The 243-nt window shown below is 51.9% G+C and carries 1 protein-coding gene; it reads right to left on the bottom strand.

From position 1 onward, the window contains the following. The coding region (locus tag AAEY79_RS16130; protein WP_352289727.1) for a bifunctional hydroxymethylpyrimidine kinase/phosphomethylpyrimidine kinase at nucleotides 1–243 on the bottom strand (243 nt) is incomplete at both ends.

Here is a 243-nt window from a genome sequence, read left to right as displayed (position 1 = left end):
GATAATAGCATCAGCAAATAGCTGGGTGAGCATGGTGATATTATCCGTCGTGCCCAGCATCCCCGACTTAATCACGCTGACGGGCAAATCCGCAAGCACCGTGGTGGCTTGCGCTTTGACCAAATTAGCTGCACAGGCTTCAAAACCAAATACTTGCTGCGAGCTTTGCACCGTAATCGCCGTACACGCAATAGCAGCATGTGCACCAGCTTGCCCAATCGCTTCGATATCGGCTTGTAGTCC

Source organism: Psychrobacter sp. GW64-MNA-CIBAN-0177 (genome assembly GCF_040309585.1).
GTDB classification, from domain to species: Bacteria; Pseudomonadota; Gammaproteobacteria; order Pseudomonadales; family Moraxellaceae; genus Psychrobacter; species Psychrobacter okhotskensis.
The sequence above is the reverse complement of the archived record's forward strand: the minus strand, read 5'-3'. Positions and strand labels throughout refer to the sequence as shown.